This is a genomic window from Campylobacter jejuni (genome assembly GCF_049221745.1).
GTDB lineage: Bacteria > Campylobacterota > Campylobacteria > Campylobacterales > Campylobacteraceae > Campylobacter_D > Campylobacter_D jejuni_E.
This window is the reverse complement of sequence record NZ_JBMJAO010000001.1, coordinates 335597-348912: the sequence shown is the minus strand read 5'-3', so window position 1 is coordinate 348912 and position 13316 is coordinate 335597. Positions and strand designations below refer to the sequence as shown.

The 13316-nt window shown below is 28.2% G+C and carries 12 protein-coding genes; 5 read left to right on the top strand and 7 right to left on the bottom strand.

Going from position 1 to position 13316, the window contains the following annotated elements:
* Window positions 1-51 precede the first annotated feature (51 nt).
* Together ACOTU8_RS01750 and rpoD are read left to right on the top strand one after the other, a co-directional pair.
* Entirely contained in the window at window positions 52-933 is an 882-nt protein-coding gene (locus ACOTU8_RS01750) for a LysR family transcriptional regulator (protein WP_422341524.1), read from the top strand.
* Between the two features lie 79 nt (window positions 934-1012).
* Complete coding sequence (gene rpoD, locus ACOTU8_RS01745; protein ID WP_422341523.1) at window positions 1013-2881, top strand: RNA polymerase sigma factor RpoD; 1869 nt, start codon at window positions 1013-1015, stop codon at window positions 2879-2881.
* Between the two features lie 14 nt (window positions 2882-2895).
* Here rpoD and ACOTU8_RS01740 read toward each other — a convergent pair whose 3' ends face one another.
* Both ACOTU8_RS01740 and ACOTU8_RS01735 read right to left on the bottom strand, forming a co-directional pair.
* Window positions 2896-3408 (bottom strand): SixA phosphatase family protein, encoded by a 513-nt coding sequence (locus tag ACOTU8_RS01740; protein ID WP_422341522.1) that lies wholly within the window; start codon window positions 3406-3408, stop codon window positions 2896-2898.
* Window positions 3405-3923 (bottom strand): rhomboid family intramembrane serine protease, encoded by a 519-nt coding sequence (locus ACOTU8_RS01735; RefSeq protein WP_422341521.1) that lies wholly within the window; start codon window positions 3921-3923, stop codon window positions 3405-3407. Before ACOTU8_RS01735 ends, ACOTU8_RS01740 begins: the two co-directional genes overlap by 4 nt.
* Before the next feature lie 97 nt (window positions 3924-4020).
* On the opposite strand from ACOTU8_RS01735, the gene ACOTU8_RS01730 reads away from it, so the two are divergent.
* The gene (locus ACOTU8_RS01730) at window positions 4021-4437 is read left to right on the top strand and encodes a PepSY-like domain-containing protein (protein ID WP_422341520.1); all 417 of its coding nucleotides are present in this window, start codon (window positions 4021-4023) and stop codon (window positions 4435-4437) included.
* A 7-nt stretch (window positions 4438-4444) separates the two neighbouring features.
* Here ACOTU8_RS01730 and ACOTU8_RS01725 read toward each other — a convergent pair whose 3' ends face one another.
* Genes ACOTU8_RS01725 through ACOTU8_RS01705 form a run of 5 tightly spaced genes read right to left on the bottom strand, consistent with a single transcriptional unit; the run spans window position 4445 to window position 11382 of the window.
* Complete coding sequence (locus ACOTU8_RS01725) at window positions 4445-6061, bottom strand: AAA family ATPase (RefSeq protein ID WP_422341519.1); 1617 nt, start codon at window positions 6059-6061, stop codon at window positions 4445-4447.
* A 4-nt stretch (window positions 6062-6065) separates the two neighbouring features.
* Entirely contained in the window at window positions 6066-7316 is a 1251-nt protein-coding gene (mtaB, locus tag ACOTU8_RS01720; RefSeq protein WP_422341518.1) for a tRNA (N(6)-L-threonylcarbamoyladenosine(37)-C(2))-methylthiotransferase MtaB, read from the bottom strand.
* The gene (locus ACOTU8_RS01715) at window positions 7313-8884 is read right to left on the bottom strand and encodes a mechanosensitive ion channel domain-containing protein (RefSeq protein ID WP_422341517.1); all 1572 of its coding nucleotides are present in this window, start codon (window positions 8882-8884) and stop codon (window positions 7313-7315) included. The genes mtaB and ACOTU8_RS01715 overlap by 4 nt, the downstream gene beginning before the upstream one ends.
* Window positions 8881-9936, bottom strand: a complete 1056-nt coding sequence (gene aroB, locus ACOTU8_RS01710) for a 3-dehydroquinate synthase (protein WP_422341516.1) — start codon at window positions 9934-9936, stop codon at window positions 8881-8883. Before aroB ends, ACOTU8_RS01715 begins: the two co-directional genes overlap by 4 nt.
* A gap of 45 nt (window positions 9937-9981) precedes the next feature.
* On the bottom strand, window positions 9982-11382 hold the full coding sequence (locus ACOTU8_RS01705) for a COG3400 family protein (RefSeq protein ID WP_422341515.1): 1401 nt from the start codon (window positions 11380-11382) through the stop codon (window positions 9982-9984).
* A gap of 29 nt (window positions 11383-11411) precedes the next feature.
* Here ACOTU8_RS01705 and tgt point away from each other — a divergent pair, with 29 nt between their 5' ends.
* The gene (tgt, locus tag ACOTU8_RS01700) at window positions 11412-12533 is read left to right on the top strand and encodes a tRNA guanosine(34) transglycosylase Tgt (RefSeq protein ID WP_422341514.1); all 1122 of its coding nucleotides are present in this window, start codon (window positions 11412-11414) and stop codon (window positions 12531-12533) included.
* A gap of 1 nt (window position 12534) precedes the next feature.
* Window positions 12535-13302 (top strand): CorA family divalent cation transporter, encoded by a 768-nt coding sequence (locus tag ACOTU8_RS01695; protein WP_422341513.1) that lies wholly within the window; start codon window positions 12535-12537, stop codon window positions 13300-13302.
* Window positions 13303-13316 lie beyond the last annotated feature (14 nt).

Genomic DNA, 13316 nt, shown 5'->3' with positions numbered 1-13316 from the left:
ATTATTTTAATTTTTATAATAAATTTTTTTTATTAAATAAAGGAATCACTTATGAAAATCAAAGATATGGAAATATTTTTAGATCTTTTAAACACTCAAAGTCCAACTCATACAGCCAACAATTTTTCCATAACTCAACCTAATGTTTCAATAGTAATTAAAAATTTAGAAAATAAATTTGATGGCATTTTATTTGAAAGACTTGGAAAAAAACTCTTACCTACACCAAAAGCTTTAGAACTAGGAAAAAATTGGTTAAAAATTATACAAGCCTACTATCAAAGCTTAGAAAAATTAAACGATGAAAGCATGCTCTTAGGGGAAATAAAAATAGCCTCAACTCAAAGCATTTCTGAATATTTTTTAGCTCCTATTTTATTTGATTTTAAGGCAGAATTTAAAAACATAGAAATTCGCTCTCAAACACAAAATTCAAAAGAATGTTTGAATTTACTAAAAAACGGAAATATAGAATTTGCAATCATTGAAGCAGAACTTGATCCAGCTTTAGTGGAGTATGAAAATTTAGAAATAAATTTTTGGCAAGATGATGAACTTATAGTAGCCACAAGTGATAAAAAACTCAATGGAAAAGAATTTTATATCGATGAACTTTTGGAACAAAAGTGGATTTTAAGAGAAGTAGGCTCAGGCTTAAGGGATAAATTTTTAAACGAAATTGGTGCAAGCTCAAAAAAACTTAATATTTTTCTTGAACTTGATAGAATGGCTGCGATTAAAGAACTTGTTTTACAAAAAAAAGCGATTTCTATTTTTCCTAAAAAAAGCATAGAAAAAGAATTAAAAAATTCAACACTTTATGAAATTAAATTAAAAAATATCAACCTAAAGCGTAAATTTTACACCTTAAAAAGAAAAAATTATAATTTTAATAGAGCTTTAGAAAAATTTGAAAAAATATTCAAATCATAAGCATAATAACCGATTTATATAGAAAGTTAAGCAATTTTTAGATAAAATCCAAAGATTATATAAATTTCAAGGATAATCAATGAACGCCAAAACTCAAGAAGCTGAATTAGAAGAATTATTTCAAGAAAATGCAAAAGATTATATCACATATGAAAAATTAGTAAAATATCTTACAAAACAACCAAATACATCAACCACTAAAAAAGTGCAAGCATTAATGAAAAAACACAAAGTGCAACTTTTTTCAGCAGCTGAAATTGCACAAATGAAAAACATAGAAGATGCAAAAAGACTTCAAGAAGAAAAACAAAAACTCCAAGATACAAGCCTTGAGAACGAATTTGATTTAGCCAATGAAAACGATTTATTAGAATGGAGCAGATCAGACTCTCCTGTTCGTATGTATTTAAGAGAAATGGGACAAATTGCTTTATTAAACAAAGATGAAGAAATTGAAATTTCTAAAAAAATAGAACTTGGCGAAGATATTATCATCGATGCTTTTTGTTCTGTACCTTATTTGATAGATTTTATTTTAGATTATAAAGAACCTTTAATAAACAGAGAAAGAAGGGTAAAAGAACTATTTAAAAGCTTTGACGATGAAGAAAAAAATGATGATAAACTTGATGAACTTGATATAGATGAAGATGAAGAAAACGAGACAGAATTAGAAACAGATGAAGAAAATACTAAAAAAAATAGTAAAAAAGAAGATGAAAGAACTTTAAAAGTTATAGAAAAATTTAAAGCTCTAGAAAAAGCTAAAAAAGATTGGCTAAAAACATCCAAAGACAAAGAAAGCGAAGATGAGCTTTTAGATAAATTAAGTATTGCATTCAAAAAAAATATTTTAAAAGAAAAATTAATGGATCTAGGCCCTACTTCAAAACTTATTAGTGAAATCGTAAAATCAATGGAAACTGCACTAAAAAGTGATGAAGAATTTGACAAAGAACTTAAGCGTTTAGAATACCGCTTACCTATGTTTTCTGATGAACTTAAAAAACGCCATGCAGTTATTTTAAAAGATATTACAAAATTGAGCAAAGAAGAAATCACAGAGCGAGCTTTAGAAACAACCATGGTAAGCACTTATATGGAAATTAAAAAATTATTTCAAACCAAAGAAGCCAGTGAAAAAAGCTTTGATCTTGAAAAATCACGTTTAAAAGAAATTTTAGAGCAAATTAAACGCGGTAAAAAAATCTCTGATGAAGCAAAAGGAAGAATGGCAAAATCAAACTTGCGTCTTGTTGTAAGCATAGCTAAACGCTACACAAATCGTGGTCTGCCTTTCTTAGATCTTATTCAAGAAGGAAATATAGGTTTAATGAAAGCTGTGGATAAATTTGAATACAAAAGGGGTTATAAATTTTCCACTTATGCAACTTGGTGGATCAGACAAGCTATTTCAAGAGCTATAGCTGATCAAGCAAGAACTATAAGAATTCCAATCCACATGATAGAAACCATCAATCAAATTAACAAAATTATCCGCGAACATCTACAAAAAGATGGAAAAGAACCTGATGTTAGTATTATAGCTAAAGAAGTAGGTTTAAGCGTAGATAAAGTTAAACAAGTTATTAAAATCACAAAAGAACCAATTTCTCTTGAAGCTCCAATAGGAAATGAAGATGATGGTAAATTTGGAGATTTTGTTGAAGATAGAAATTCACTTTCTCCAATGGATCATATCTTAAAGGATGATTTAAAAGAACAAATTGATGAAGTTTTGGATCAATTAAACGATAGGGAAAAAGCGGTAATTCGTATGCGTTTTGGTTTAATGGATGATGAAAGTGATAGAACTTTAGAGGAAATTGGAAAAGAACTTAATGTCACTCGAGAAAGAGTGAGACAAATAGAAAGCTCAGCTATAAAAAAACTTAAACACCCTAAAGTAGGAAGAAAACTAAAAAATTATATAGAAGGTTGGAAGTAAGAGTCAATCTCTTACTAAAAACCCAAATCTTTTTCTTCTTTTAACTTGCGTACATGTTCAAAAAAAACTAATTTTCCGCTATGTTTTTTTAATTTTTTAAATTCCTTAATATCAAATTCTAAACACAAGATAGAAGAAGTTGGAAAAGAAGCTAAACATAGCGAGCTTAATAACTCTCCAAGCTCCATTAAACCAGGATTATGGCCCACTAAAAATACTTCATTAAACTCATCATCAATATCTTGCAGAATTTTTAGCAAATTTTCAACATTGCAAAAATACAATCTTTCATCAAAACAAATTTTATTTTTATCAAAATTATAAAATTTGGCTATTTTTTTCGCTGTTTTAGCGGTTCTAGCAGCAGGACTTGATAGCACCAAATCAGGATGAATTTCATGCGAAGCAAGATTTTTAAAAAGTTTTTTTAAATCCTCCTTTCCACTCTTAGTAAGTTTTCTTTCAAAATCATCGATATCCTTACTCTTACTTGCTTTTGCATGTCTTATAATATAAATTTTTTTCATTTTACCTCTTTTATTTTAGCTAAAATATAACCACACATAAACCCGAAAATATGACCATACCAAGCAACATTTACCCCCATAAGCAATGGCGCAAAACTCATAAGTAAAATTGCCACTATAAGTCCTTTTGTGCTATTTTTATCAAGAACAGCATAAAAGCCCATTAAAACACAAATTGCACCACTAGCACCTATGACATTTATATTTTCTCCAAAATATTTAAAATCAAAATACACATAAAAAACATTTAAAAGCGAACATAACAATCCGCCAACAAAATAAATAAAAATAAAACGCAAAGCACCCAAATAAGCTTCTAATATACGCCCAAATTGAAACAAAACTATCATATTTAATATAAGATGAGTTAAATTTCCATGTAAAAACATTGAACTTAAAAGCTGCCAATAAGCTCCATTAAAAAATAAAATATTCAAACCAAGGATATTGTAATAATCATAAGAAATCAAAAAGTAACATAAAATATTTAAAAAAATTAAAAAAATTGTAAGCAAAGTATAAAACCTCTATTTTTTATAATATTGTCTTAAAATTCACATAAAATTCACATAAATTCTTTACAATTTTACTAAAAAATAATTAGGAAAAATATTGAAAATTAAATTTTTAAGCATTATTACTATTTTAAGTTTATCTTTAAATGCTGATATAATAATTTCTGCTGATAATTTGCCAAGTGTTTCTAAAGAATTTTTACAGCATAATTTTAAAGCTCCAATAGGAATAGTACAAAAGGATAAAAATTCTTACGAAGTCTATCTTAGCGATGGAACAGAACTTGAATTTGACATAGATGGAGCTTGGAAGGAAATTGAAAATAAAGCCTTTCCTTTTGAACTAGATTTTTTACCTCAAAATTTAGTCAATATCATTAAAAACGAATTTCCGAATACAAAAGTTAGAGAAATCGAAAGAAAAATCAACCATTACAAGATTAAGCTTGATAACGATATAAAAATTCTTATAGATTTTAATGGAACTATCTTACACAAAGAAATTGATGATTAAAATATAATCAAACCTGCATTATATTTTTAACATCATCATGTCCTATCTTCTCTTTTTCAAGCAAAAATTCTGATAATTTTAAAATTTTATCCTTCATAGAACTTAAAAATTCATCCATTTCTTTTTTTTGTTCACTTAAATTTGACTCTTCTAACATATCAAAACTCAACATATAATCAAGCAATTCTTTAATCTTTAAAAAATCATCTTGCGAGTTAGTATAACTTTCATTGTAGATTAATTTCATAGCTCTAGAACCAGCCAAATAAACTTTTATACGATTGATAAGCTCTGATTTTGATCTTATATTATGCTCATATTCTTTAAAACGATCTTCAATGAGGGTTATTTTATCAAATCCTATGTCAAAATAATACGCACTCAAAGCTTTTGCAGCTTGATAAGTGGCTTGAATTTTCTTCTCTTCATTATTAAAACTTAAAATCTTTTTCTTGCCTAAAAGAACTTTATTTAATACAGCATAAAAATCACTTTCCTCAACTAAAGCACTATTTCTTCTTAAAGCATTAATTGCTGCTTCATTGACCAAAGTTTCAAGCCCTGCTCCACTAAAACCTACGCTTGCTTTGGCAATTTTATTTAAATTGACATTATTATTTTTATCTTTCATATAAATTTCTAAAATTTTAAGCCTATCTTTAAAATCAGGCAAAGATAAAAAAATTCTCCTATCAAAACGCCCTGAACGCAATAAAGCAGGATCCATAAGTTCGATTTTATTTGTTGCAGCTATAACGATAACCCCGCTATTGTCCTCAAAACCATCCATTTGGGTTAAAAGTTGATTTAAAGTACTATCTCTTTCAACATTTGACATTTCTCCTCTTGCCTTACCTACAGCATCTATTTCATCGATAAAAACTATACTAGGAGCCATCATTTTAGCTTTTGAAAAAAGCTCTCTAACTCTTTTTGCACCCATACCTACATAAATTTCAACAAAGCTTGAACCACTTTGATAAAAAAACGGCACCCCTGCTTCTCCTGCAACCGCTTTCGCTATTAATGTTTTTCCTACACCTGGTGGACCTACCATTAAAACACCTTTTGGCATTTTTACACCAAATTCTTTATATTTTTTAGGATTTTGTAAAAAATCCACAAGTTCGCTTAACTCCATTTTAACTTCATCAACGCCTGCTACATCATTAAAAGTAATATTTGAAATCACAGGTTTTATATGAGAACTTTCTAAATTTATATTTGAATTTTGAGCTTGAGTGTGATTTTGATTTTTATTTGATATTGGATATTTAGCTAACTCTTTTTTACGAGCAAAATAACTAAGACTTATAAAAAGTGCGATAATAAAAACAAGTAAAATAAAAAACACCCAAAGCGTGTTATCTTTTTTAACCTCTACAGGAACTTTTGCTAAAAGTGTTTTTGTATCTATGCCATCTTTTATAATTACATAATTTTCACCTTCTGCCTTAAGCCAAATTTCGTCTTTATCAATCACAGCTTTTTGGATTAAATTTTGGCTTAATAGACTTTGATAAAGATTTTCATCTATATATTTAGGTTCATTTTTAAAATATAAAATTCCCAAAAGCATACATAAAACCATAAAAGATGCTAAAATTATCTTTTTATTTTTCATTTATCTAGCCTTTTAAATTTGCAAAGTTAGACTTTTCTTGCGCTTCATATTCAGATATAACGATCCATTCTTTAGTTATATCTTTATCACTTTTAATTTTGATCTTGTTAAAAAACTGATCATAACCTTCAAAAAAACCATCTTTTTGATTTTCTACCAAAACTTCAAGTGAAACTTGATTTTTTTTCCTAAATTCATAATTATTTTTTTCTATTATGGATTTTAGAGTGTTTAACCTTTCTTTGGCTAAAGTTCCATTTATCACATCTTTCATGGTAGCAGAATGCGTGTTATTTCTAGGACTAAAAATAAAAGCATGAATATGAGTGAGTGGAAATTCTTTAAATTTTTTCAAAGCTTCTTGCCATAGCTCTTCACTCTCACCTGGATGAGCTACTATAAAATCCGTCCCTAAAGCATATCCTTTACTTGCTATAGTATTAAAAAGCTTTAAATCATTATCCGTATGTGATCTTCTTCTCATTATACGAAGCATTTTTTCACTTGTATGTTGTAAGGCAATATGTAAATGCCTTTCAAGCCAAGTTTCATCTAAGATTTCTAAAAAACTTTCATCAAGCTGTGCAGGTTCTAAACTACCTAACCTTATGCGTTTTATACCTGAAATTTGTCCCATTTTTTGCAAAAGCTTACCTAGGGTTATGCCATTTTTAAGCCCATATGAACCTATATTAGTCCCTGTTAAAACAATTTCACTATAGCCATTAGCTCCTAAAATTTCAACCTGTTTTAAAAGAGCTTTTTCATCCACGCTTCTTGATTTTCCCCGTACACTAGGAATGATACAATAAGAACAAGCAAAATCACAACCTTCTTGAATTTTCACAAAAGCTTTGGTATGATTTTCATACTCGCAAACTATATCTTTATCAATAAAATTTAAATTTCCAAGTTCATAAAAACTTGTCTTTGCTCCTAAAAATTCATTGATTTTATCTTTATTTGATGATCCAAGCACTCCAAAAACTTGCTTTTTATCTAAAAGCTCCTTGCCTTTGCTTACAGCACCACAACCTGTAAGTATAACTTTAATACCTTTTTTTTGCATGGTATTTACATAAGACTTTATCCCACTATCAGCTCCATTTGTAACCGTGCAAGAATTTACAACGATAATTTGTGCTTTATTCTCATCATTTATAATTTCATAATCTTTTACATAACTTTTTAAAAGCTCTGTATCATAAATATTTGTGCGACACCCAAAGGTTTTAAAAAAAACTTTTTCTTTCAATCTTTATTCCTTGCATGAAAATGCGTATTTTCATGATATTGTTCAAAATGATTTTGATTTAAATTTCCTAAATATAAATTTTGCGATGGATAAGCGATTTTTATATCTTTATGCTTATTAAATTCTTTTATAATCTCTTTGCTAATCGTACTTCTTAATACCAAAGCTGCATAAGCATTAGTCATATACCATGCAGAAATTCGCATTCCCCAATGTTCAAAAAACATGAAAAACCTTGGCTCCACTTTAGGATTTTTAATACTATATTCATGTTGTAAACGAACTATATTTTTTCTAGCAAGCTCAGTATAACCTTTGGCATGGCGTATAACAATATTTTCTACAATTTCTTGTACCTTGTCAAGATTGCTATCAAAAGTAATACTTATATCAATGCCATCAAGCACGGTTTTCATACCATGATGAGTATAATTAGCAAGCAAATTTGTAAAAACATAGTTATTAGGAATAAATATAATACGCCCGCTACGACGATTTTTACTATAAGTTTCAAGCGTAAGCTCTTCATAAAGAGTAATACGCAAAAAAGAAATATCTATAATATCTCCTATATAGGTAGTATCATTTTGAAAAACCTTTACACGATCCCCTACTCTAAAACTTCCACCAAAAATAATCACACACCATCCAAGCATAGACATAAACATATCTTTCATAGCAATAGCTAAGCCTGCAGAAGCAAAACCAAGTATAGTTACAAGATAAGTAATATTTTCTATATAAGCAAAGAGCAAAATAAGAAAAATAATATTTATATTAATAAAATTAATAATCTTGGTAGCAGTATAATATTTTTCACTATCTTTAATGTATTTTTTAGCAATAAATTTCAACATAAAAGCTATAGCTATAACAATAATAATAGCAACAAGTATATTTACAGCCCTTAAGCTTTGAACTTTAATCTCAGCACTTACTCGAGAAAGCTCTTCATCAATTTTTTTCTCATAAACAGAATAAGAAACACTAGCAAAATTTAAAGCTTGCTCAAATTCTTCCAACTTTTTATCCGAAGCTTTTAAAGCTTCTATATTCTCAACACTTGGTTTAAGCTCAACTAATTCTTTAAGTTCTGAGTTTTTTTCTCTAATTTTATCAACTAAGTTTTTAAAATCATTAAATTTAAATATATACTCTTCCTTTTCTCCTTTTATTTTCTTAATATGAGAAAAAGTCCCTATAATAGCTAAAGGATTAGTAAGCTTAGATAAAGTTTCTATATTATCAGGAGCACTAAGACTTTGTGCAAAATTTAAATCTTTATATTCTTTAAGCAAGCTCAATTGCTCTTCTAAATTTGCTATCTTACGTTTAAGTTCTTCTTGTTGGTGGATATCGGAAGTCTTTTTTAAATTAAGATTTAAAATGATTAATTCATCATTTATATCTTGATATTTTATAAAATTTTCATAACGTATATTCCAAATACTGGCACTGATTACAGTATTTAAAGTATTAATTTTCTCATTTATATTATTAATAATAGTCCGATTTACATCACCAAAAGCAAAAACAACAAAAAAGGTTAAAATAATAATTTTTTTCATTGAAATTCTCTTAAAGTTGCAATTATATCTTCTTTAGAAATATCACCTTTTATCAAACCCTTGCCCAAAGGACTAGCAAGAACAAAATTGATTTTTTTATTAGAGCTTTTTTTATCCATGAAAAAAGCTTCATAAAATTCATCTATATTGCTGATTTTATATGATATTGGTAACTTAAATTTAAGTAAAATATCTTTTATTCTTTGACTTTGCATTTTATCCAAAAGCCCTAAATTTAAAGCTAATTGATTTGCCATAACCATACCTATAGCCACTGCTTCTCCGTGTAAATAAAGCTTATAATCTGTAAAATTTTCTATAACATGAGCAAAAGTATGACCGTAATTTAAAAGCATTCTAAGCCCTGATTCTTTTTCATCTTGCTCAACAACCCTTGCTTTAAGTTCTATGCTTTTTGCTATAATTTTAGTAAAAATTTCATTTTCGCAAGTAGCATTTAAGAAACTTTTTTCATCAATTTTTTCTATAAAATCAAGCATACTATCATCAAACATTGCCGCCATTTTAATAAATTCAGCCATACCTGCAGCAAGCTCTCTAGAGCCTAAAGTCTTTAAAAAAGCACTTTCACAATATACAGCTTTAGGTTGATAAAAAGTGCCAATAAGATTTTTACCAAAATTATTATTAACGCCTGTTTTTCCACCTACTGCTGCATCAACGCAAGCTAAAAGTGTAGTAGGAATATTTATAAAATCAATACCTCTTTGATAAATACTAGCAGCAAATCCACCCATATCACTAATCACACCACCACCAAAACTTATAAGCACGCTTTTTCTATCCAATTTAGAATTAAACATTTGGTTTAAAATTTCTTCCATAGTGCTTAAATTTTTATACTCTTCACCATCTTTAATAGTAGCAATAAAAATTTCTTTTGCCTTAATTTTAGAAAGTAATGTTTTCAAATGAAGACCTGAAATTTTAGGATTTGAGAGTATAAAAACCTTAGTATCAAATTCTAATTCTTCAAGTTCATCAATATAAACCTTATAAACATTTTCTTTTAACTTAACTTCTACTTGCATTGAACCACTCTTTTTGCGTTTATTCTATCACATTTGGTTAATTATTTATTCTACTGGTATGAAAAGTTGGTAATTTTGTCTCATTTTATAATAATGCCTATTTAAATTTGTACTTAAATTTCTACCAAAATTTCTATTTAGTAATTCTTTTTGAAAACTCACAAATTGTAACAAATCTTCGCGATATTGCAAATTTAAAAGAGGGTTTTCATCATTTTTATTAATAATTTGTATATTTTTATCATAAAGCTTAGATAAACTTCTAAAATACTCCTCCATATCTGTAGTATTTTGAGAATTTGGATTATAATAATATAAAATAACTCCAAAATCAAGCTGTTTGCTTAAATCAGTAATGACATTTGCATTGTTTTCAAGTTCACTCTCATCAGCACTTAAAATAATCGCTTCTTTAAGCTCGTCAAAAGAAGCTTCACCCACCTTCATAATAGGAATTTTTAAATCAAAAAAAGCTTGTTTTTCTTTCTCAAAATTTTTTATATCGGTTACAACTAATCCTATATCATTATTTTGCAACCACATGGAAATTTGTTTAAAATCCGTGTTGAAATAATCAAAAAACACACCTTCTTTATCCTCGGAAAGTTTTTTTAATTTTTCATACATTGCTCCTAATTTAGGATTGATAACATGTATAAAAAATCTTTTTGCATTGCTTTTTTGAGTTAATTTTAAAGTAGTATCAAGCACTCTTTCTTGCATATTTTGATTCATATTTTTCATATCAATTAAAGCAAAAACATTACTTCCAAAAGGCATAGGAAATTGACCTGCCTTACCTCTTATATTATGAAAAACACTTTGCAAAACAACAGGATCTCCAGCAATTAAAATACTATCGTTTGGCTCTAAAACAAAAGAAGGTTTTACAAAATAAATCTTAGAATTTCTATAAATAAGGACTATACGCCACCTTTTTTGTTGTATTGAGCTTATATGTCTATAAGCAAAAATAGATCCTGCTGGAATTTTTATTTCCATAATTTCTCCAACGCCAAGCCCTATATACTGAGCCGTTAAAGCAATATCTGGTAAAAAGTCCATAAATCTACGACTCAAAGTCATTCTAGCATCAGCTAAATTTACATGAGTATCATTAATACTCAAACCCCAAAAATCCATTATTTCTATTTCTAAATTTGGATTTAAAGAGCGCAAAGCCTCGTAACTTTTTTTAGTTTCAAATTCGTCTTGCATATAAATAAAAGCCTGCTTAAAATCTTTGCTCATAATATTTTCAAGGCGCGCTGTGCTTGTAGGATCAAAACAATGCAAGTCAATATACTCACTAGAAATATTTAAGTTATTTTTTTCACTATTTTGACACACTACTGTAAAAAAGTAACCTAAACCTTTTTCAAAACAAAGCCTTTCTAAGAAATGCTTTGCTAAAATACCATCTATTATAATTAAAATATTATTCATTTTAAACTCCAAAAAGGAAATTATAACAAATGGAATTTAAATTAAAGCATAAAGATGGCATGGCAAGAGTTTGTGAAATCACTACCACACACAGCACTTTTTTAACCCCTGTTTTTATGCCTGTTGGCACAGTAGGGGCAGTTAAAAGTCTTGATGCCAATGATATGAAAAACGAGCTTGATGCAAAAATTATTTTAGCAAATACCTATCACATGTACTTACGCCCAACTTCTAAAGTGGTAAAAGATTTTGGAGGTTTACATGGATTTACGAAATTTGATAGAAGTTTTTTAACCGATAGTGGTGGTTTTCAGGCTTTTTCTTTAAGTAAAAATTCCAAACATTTTAATGAAGGTATAGAATTTAAAAGTCACATCGATGGGAGTCGTCATCTTTTTACTCCAAAAAATGTTTTAGATACTCAATATGATTTTAACTCTGATATTATGATGATCTTAGATGATTTAGTAGCCCTGCCTGCAACCAAAGAAAGAGTTAAAATTTCTGTTGATCGTACTATACTTTGGGCAAAAGAAGCCATTGATTATCATAAAAATATGCAAAATAAAGGTATAGGCATAGGGCAAAATATTTTTGGCATTATTCAAGGTGGTACAGATTATGAAGAAAGAAAGCGTTGTGCTTTAAGTTTAAACGAAATGTCATTTGATGGTTTAGCTATAGGTGGGCTTAGCGTGGGCGAAGAAAACGCCTTGATGTATGAAACAGTGCAAAACTTAAACCCTTATCTAGATGAAAATCGTCCAAGATATTTAATGGGAGTTGGCACCCCTGAAGATTTAGTAGAAAACGTTGATCGAGGGGTAGATATGTTTGACTGCGTGATGCCGACTAGAAATGCAAGAAATGGAACATTTTTCACAAGTTTTGGAAAATTTAATATTAAAAAAGCAGAATTTATCAACGATCATGAGGCCATAGATCCTGCTTGCTCATGCTATACTTGTCGTAATTTTTCAAGGGGCTATTTAAACCATCTTTTTAAAGCTAAAGAACTTACTTTTTTTCGCTTGGCAAGTTTGCACAATCTACATTATTATCTTGAACTTGCAAAAGAGATGCGTGAAGCAATTTTGAATAATTCTTTTACACAATTTAAAAGAAATTTTTATCACTTAAGAGACAAATAAAATGCTAGAGCTACATGAAAATTTAAAAAAAATCCTACAAGCAAAGAATTTAGAAACTTTCTATAGTGAAATTTATGGACAAAAAATTTTTGTTTATGTGGGATTGAATTTGGAAACTTGGCTTTTTAATGATGAAAAAATTTATAAACTTCAAGATGAAGAATTTAAGCTTTCTAGCATAGAAGAATTTTCAAATTTTATTAAATCTATTTTAGAAGATTTTAAAGTGCAAAATACTCATTTTCAAAGCCTTTTAGAGCACAAAGAAGGTATTATCTTAAAAGGTGGTTTTGTTAAAAATTTTTACAAAAAATCCTTTGTTTTAAGACAAAAAATCAACAAAAATCTAAAGCAAATTAATCTTCTAAGCGAAGCTTTTAATCTTTTGCTTAGCGAACAAGTACAATACAAAAAACATTTAAAAATTCTAAATTTATCCATCACTATCTTAAGTAAAAATACCAAAGAACATCTAGCAAGAGTTGATACTCTTTATACATTAACAAGCGCGATTAAAAATGAAAAAATGAATAAAAGTATTTATCTTTTAAGTATACTTTCTTCTATTTTCTTACCTTTAAATTTGATTGTAGGATTTTTTGGAATGAATACCAACAATCTTTTTTTTAAAGATAGTCCTTATGGTACACTTTATATTTTTTCTTTGATTTGCTGTATTTTGATTGTAGGTTTTATATTTTACCATTCAAAAAAGACTAAAGAATTTGATTTAGATGAAAGTAGAAAAGCTAAAAAACAAACAAAATAAGTAAAATTTTGCTT

Excerpts from the sequence above, each read along its gene's own strand:
- aroB (WP_422341516.1), bottom strand. The coding sequence starts at position 9,936 with ATGCAAGTAGAAGTTAAGTTAAAAGAAAATGTTTATAAGGTTTATATT.
- ACOTU8_RS01750 (WP_422341524.1), top strand. The coding sequence starts at position 52 with ATGAAAATCAAAGATATGGAAATATTTTTAGATCTTTTAAACACTCAA.
- ACOTU8_RS01740 (WP_422341522.1), bottom strand. The coding sequence starts at position 3,408 with ATGAAAAAAATTTATATTATAAGACATGCAAAAGCAAGTAAGAGTAAG.
- ACOTU8_RS01705 (WP_422341515.1), bottom strand. The coding sequence starts at position 11,382 with ATGAATAATATTTTAATTATAATAGATGGTATTTTAGCAAAGCATTTC.
- ACOTU8_RS01695 (WP_422341513.1), top strand. The coding sequence starts at position 12,535 with ATGCTAGAGCTACATGAAAATTTAAAAAAAATCCTACAAGCAAAGAAT.
- ACOTU8_RS01715 (WP_422341517.1), bottom strand. The coding sequence starts at position 8,884 with ATGAAAAAAATTATTATTTTAACCTTTTTTGTTGTTTTTGCTTTTGGT.
- tgt (WP_422341514.1), top strand. The coding sequence starts at position 11,412 with ATGGAATTTAAATTAAAGCATAAAGATGGCATGGCAAGAGTTTGTGAA.
- rpoD (WP_422341523.1), top strand. The coding sequence starts at position 1,013 with ATGAACGCCAAAACTCAAGAAGCTGAATTAGAAGAATTATTTCAAGAA.
- ACOTU8_RS01725 (WP_422341519.1), bottom strand. The coding sequence starts at position 6,061 with ATGAAAAATAAAAAGATAATTTTAGCATCTTTTATGGTTTTATGTATG.